Raw genomic sequence first — 4,177 nt, 5'->3', positions numbered from 1 at the left:
GGGGGAGATGCGCCAAGAAATGGCGAGCAGCGTTCGTGCTGGTCAGGTCGATACGTGTACGTCTGACCAGCAGCGGCCGTTTCCGTCTGAGAAAAGATCAACATGTGATGGCGCACCTGCGGGCGCGCTAGACGAGCTTGATCAGGCGCGCCGTGGGCACTCGACCCGCGGTCGATCCTCGACAGTTCTGGAGAGCATCCTTCATGCCCATCCGAACGCCTCGCCCGCCGATGGGTTGGAACAGCTGGGACTGCTATGGCACCACCGTCACCGAGGCGGAAGTCCTCGCCAACGCCCAATTCATGGCTGACCACCTGCTCGAGCACGGATGGGACACCGTTGTCGTGGACGCCGGGTGGTTCGATCCCACGGCCCGTCGCCACGGCTACAACCCCGGCGCTCCGCTCTGTGTCGACGGGTACGGGCGCCTGATTCCCGACTCGGTGCGGTTTCCGTCGTCCGCCGACGGCGCTGGTTTCGCGCCGCTGGCCGAGCAGGTCCACGCGCTCGGGTTGCGGTTCGGGATCCATATCATGCGTGGCGTTTCGCGCCGTGCGGTTGAGCGAAGGTGTGTGGTGCTCGGAGGTGGTGGGGCCACGGCCGGGGACATCGCCGACGACACGAACGTGTGCGAATGGAACCCGGACAACCTCGGACTGAACCATGCCCACCCCGCGGCGCAGGCGTATTACGACTCGTGCGCTGAGCTCTTTGCGTCGTGGGGGGTGGATTTCGTCAAGGCTGACGACATGCTGTGGCCGTACCAGGAGACGGACGTCGAGGCCATCGCGAGTGCGCTGGACCGGACCGGGCGGCCGATGGCGCTGAGCCTGTCGCCGGGCCGTGACATGTCATTGTCCCGGCTGGAGCACGTGCGTGGGCAGGCGACCATGTGGCGCGTGTGTGATGACGTCTGGGACCGGTGGGAGGACATCGAAGCGAACTTCGCGAGGCTCGCGCGCTGGGCACCGCACGCCGGCGACCAGGGCTGGCCCGACGGCGACATGCTGCCGCTCGGTCGCATCGGGATCCGTGCGGAACGCGGAGACCCGCGCGACGACGGGCTCACGCCCGCCGAGCGGAGGACTCTCATGACCCTGTGGACCATAGCGCGCTCACCTCTGATGATCGGAGGCGATCTGCCCGCTACGGACCCGGACACCGTCGCACTCTTCACCAACCCGGACGTGCTCGACGTGCACGCCTCCTCGACGGGCAGCCGCGAGGTGTTCCGCGAAGGCGAACTGGTTCTGTGGACCGCGGAGGGACCGGCCGGGGCCCGCTACGTCGCAGCGTTCAACCTTGGGGACCAGCGCAAGCCCGTCGCGCTGGACGCCGCGAATATCGGGCTACCCCGCATTCTGGACGGCACCGTGAGCGAGTTGTGGACCGGCGATACCGTCCGGACCGCGCCCGTGACGGTGCAGAGCGATGCCGCCCGCGGCGTGGCACCGGGCAGCACCGGCCTGTTCCTCACGCTCGACCCGCACGGTGCGGCGCTGCTGCGGTACACGCCACGCTCAGGATGAGCAGGCCCCGCCTGCCGATCGTTGGGGGCGTTCCTCAGCTGGCTGTCTCTACGCTGTCGACTCGCGCTCGACGAGGCCGAACGGCCCGACGAAGTCGCGCGGCTTCCGCACCTGCATCGAGGGTGCGAGCGGACAGGCGGAACACGAGACCCCGGACGTAGGGCAGCCCGGCGGTCTCCATGCCCGCACGACGGCGATCGGCACCAGGAACACCCGTTCGCAGCTTGAAGCAACGGTGGAGCTAGCCGCCTGGCTGGCCATTCATGGAACGTGGAGCTGGCATTACTGAGCTCTGGGTGAGAACCCCTGCAGGCGGAGCGACTCGTTCCGGCGAGGGGGTCACGTGTCGCTGCTTTCCGGGTAGGAGGTCTTGGTGAGTGTGCCGTTGAGGTAAGCCTGCCAGGAGTGGCCCTTCTGGCCGGTGTACTCATAGGTTTCGAAGATGTCGCCGTGTCCGAGCACGCGGGGGTCGCGCGTCTGCACGAGCTTGCGTTCGAGATCGCGCCACAGCGCGTTCTTGATCGTCTGGTGGTCCGGGTCGTCGGCGAGGTTGTGCAGGCATGCGGGGTCGGTGGTGATGTTGTAGAGCTCTTCGGCGGGGCGTTTGGCGAAGGCCAGCTGGAAGTAATGGTCAGTTTCGTGCTGGTAGTACTGGTCCAGGATGAGGGTCTTGGTGGGGGAGTCGTCGACGTTGGTGAATCCGGTCTGGGGGTTTCCGGCGGGCCAGCGTTCGGGATGGAAGTTGCGGACGTAGAGGTAGTCGCGGGTGCGGACGCAGCGTACGGGGTACCCGAGGTCGTTCTCGCGGCCGATGTCGTGGCGTTCCCGGCCCAGATAGGCGCGGTCGCGGGTAGGGTCGATCCACCCGGAACGGTCTGAGGTGAGCAGGTCGATCAGGCTGGTGCCCTCGATCTGCGCATGTGCGTCGACGGTGGCGGCCTGCAGGAAGGTAGGGGCGAAGTCGATGAAGCTGATCAGGTCATGGATGACACGTCCAGCGGGGGCGCGTGCATCCCAGCGGATCGCGAGGGGGAGGTTGAAGTCCTGCTCGTACATCTGGCCCTTGACGCGGGGGAACGGCATGCCGTTGTCGGATGTGACGACGATGATGGTGTTCTCCAGCTGACCGGTGCGGGCCAGTGTGTCGATCATGCGGCCCAGGTGCTGGTCGAACCATTCGATCTCGTGGGCGTAGTCGAGCAGGTCGTTCTTGACGACGTCGTCGTCCGGGAGATAGGGCGGGACGTCGACGTCGTCGATGCTCTTGCCCGCGCGGGTGCCTTCACCGGCGATGTAATCGCGGTGAGGCTCGTGGCCGCCGTACCAGAAGAAGAATGGGCTGTCGTCCGGCCGCGCGTCGAGGAAGGCGTCGAAGTTGCCGGCGTAGTCGACCGACGAGATCCCCGTGTGCGCCGGCGGGGTGAGTCGTATGTCGTTGTACTCCGGGCCGGCTGGGTTGCGGGTGAACCCGCCAGCCTTCCAGTCGCCGGGCGCCCATCCCTTGCCGGTGAATCCGATGTGGTAGCCAGCCTGCTCGAGCAGGTCCGGGAAGACGGCGAACTTGGCCGGGAAGATGCCGAAGTGGTTGGCTGCCTCCTCCAACTGCCAGCTGTGCATTCCGGTCAGGATGCTCGCCCTGGCCGGTGCGCACTTGGGATTGGACGTGAACGCATTCGTGAACAACACGCCATGCTCCGCAACCTGATCGAAGTTCGGCGTCCGCACGAATCGATGCCCGTACGCGCTCATGTGTGACGCGTCGTCTGCGATGGCGAACAGAATGTTCGGAGCGTTCAAGGTTGCCCTCATGTCGTCCTGGTCTCGGGTGATTCGGTGTGCGAGGAATAGGCGCGTGTGCGTGTGGCGAAGTAAGCGCGTGCGTCGGCGACCCTGGCGTCGTCCCGTGCCGGTACGTTCGGCGCATCGATACACGGAGCGGCGTCGTCCAGGTAGGTCGGTGGCGGTGCGTGGAACATGATCTCGCGGGTCAGGGCCGCGTCGAGGCCGGCGCACACCGTGGCGTGTTCGGGGTCGCCGAGCACATTGGTCAGTTCGTATGGGTCGGTGTCTAGGTCGAACAGTGCGTCGTGCCGTCCGTCGACGGTGCGGAGCAGTTTGTGAGTCGCTGACCGCGCCATGTATGCGGTCGCGCCGACGGTCTCGGTGATGACGACGTCGCGGTCAGCGCCGTGCGAGCCGAGATCGTGGCCGGGGGTCGGCGTCCACGGCACGCCGGCGGCGCTGCAGATCGTGGGGGCGAGATCCAGCTGGGAGACGAGCGTGTCGTCGATCTCGCCGGCTCGGTAGCCACCCGGGTAGCGGATCAGCAGGGGTACCCGGACCAGCGGGTCGTATAGCCAGCGGCCGGCCTTGAGGAGCTGGTGGTGGAATCCGAGATACTCACCGTGGTCAGCGGTGAAGATCACCATCGTGTTCTCGTCGAGGCCGTATGCGGTGAGCGTGTCGAGCATCCGGCCGACGTGGTGGTCGAGTTGGGTGATGGTGGCGTAGTAATACGCCAGCACGCGGCGGAGCGCGTCTTCGGTCAGCGTCGTGTTGTCGAAGTATCCGGGCTGGAACGGCAGGTCGGCCTCAGGGACTTTGTCCGTCCAGCCAGGCGGTATCGCAAGGCGGTCCGGATCGTGCAG

General features: G+C 66.4%; 3 protein-coding genes. 1 reads left to right on the top strand and 2 read right to left on the bottom strand.

The features are described from left to right. The first annotated feature begins 203 nt into the window (after positions 1-203). Positions 204-1,529, top strand: coding sequence for a glycoside hydrolase family 27 protein (locus tag ELR45_RS23735; protein WP_205857150.1), 1,326 nt, complete (start codon positions 204-206; stop codon positions 1,527-1,529). Positions 1,530-1,868: 339 nt separating this feature from the next. Here ELR45_RS23735 and ELR45_RS23730 read toward each other — a convergent pair whose 3' ends face one another. Further along, positions 1,869-3,338, bottom strand: a complete 1,470-nt coding sequence (locus ELR45_RS23730; protein WP_205857149.1) for a sulfatase family protein — start codon at positions 3,336-3,338, stop codon at positions 1,869-1,871. After that, the coding region (locus ELR45_RS38905; protein ID WP_205857148.1) for a sulfatase family protein at positions 3,335-4,177 on the bottom strand (843 nt) is incomplete at its 5' end. The genes ELR45_RS23730 and ELR45_RS38905, both read right to left, overlap by 4 nt.

It is taken from the genome of Phytoactinopolyspora endophytica (genome assembly GCF_004138495.1).
Classification (GTDB): Bacteria; Actinomycetota; Actinomycetes; order Jiangellales; family Jiangellaceae; genus Phytoactinopolyspora; species Phytoactinopolyspora endophytica.
Note: the sequence above shows the minus strand (reverse complement) of the source record. Positions and strands in the feature narration are given on the sequence as shown.

What these genes read in the sequence shown, in the direction of transcription:
- ELR45_RS23730 (WP_205857149.1), bottom strand. Translation starts at nt 3,338, where the DNA reads ATGAGGGCAACCTTGAACGCTCCGAACATTCTGTTCGCCATCGCAGAC.
- ELR45_RS23735 (WP_205857150.1), top strand. Translation starts at nt 204, where the DNA reads ATGCCCATCCGAACGCCTCGCCCGCCGATGGGTTGGAACAGCTGGGAC.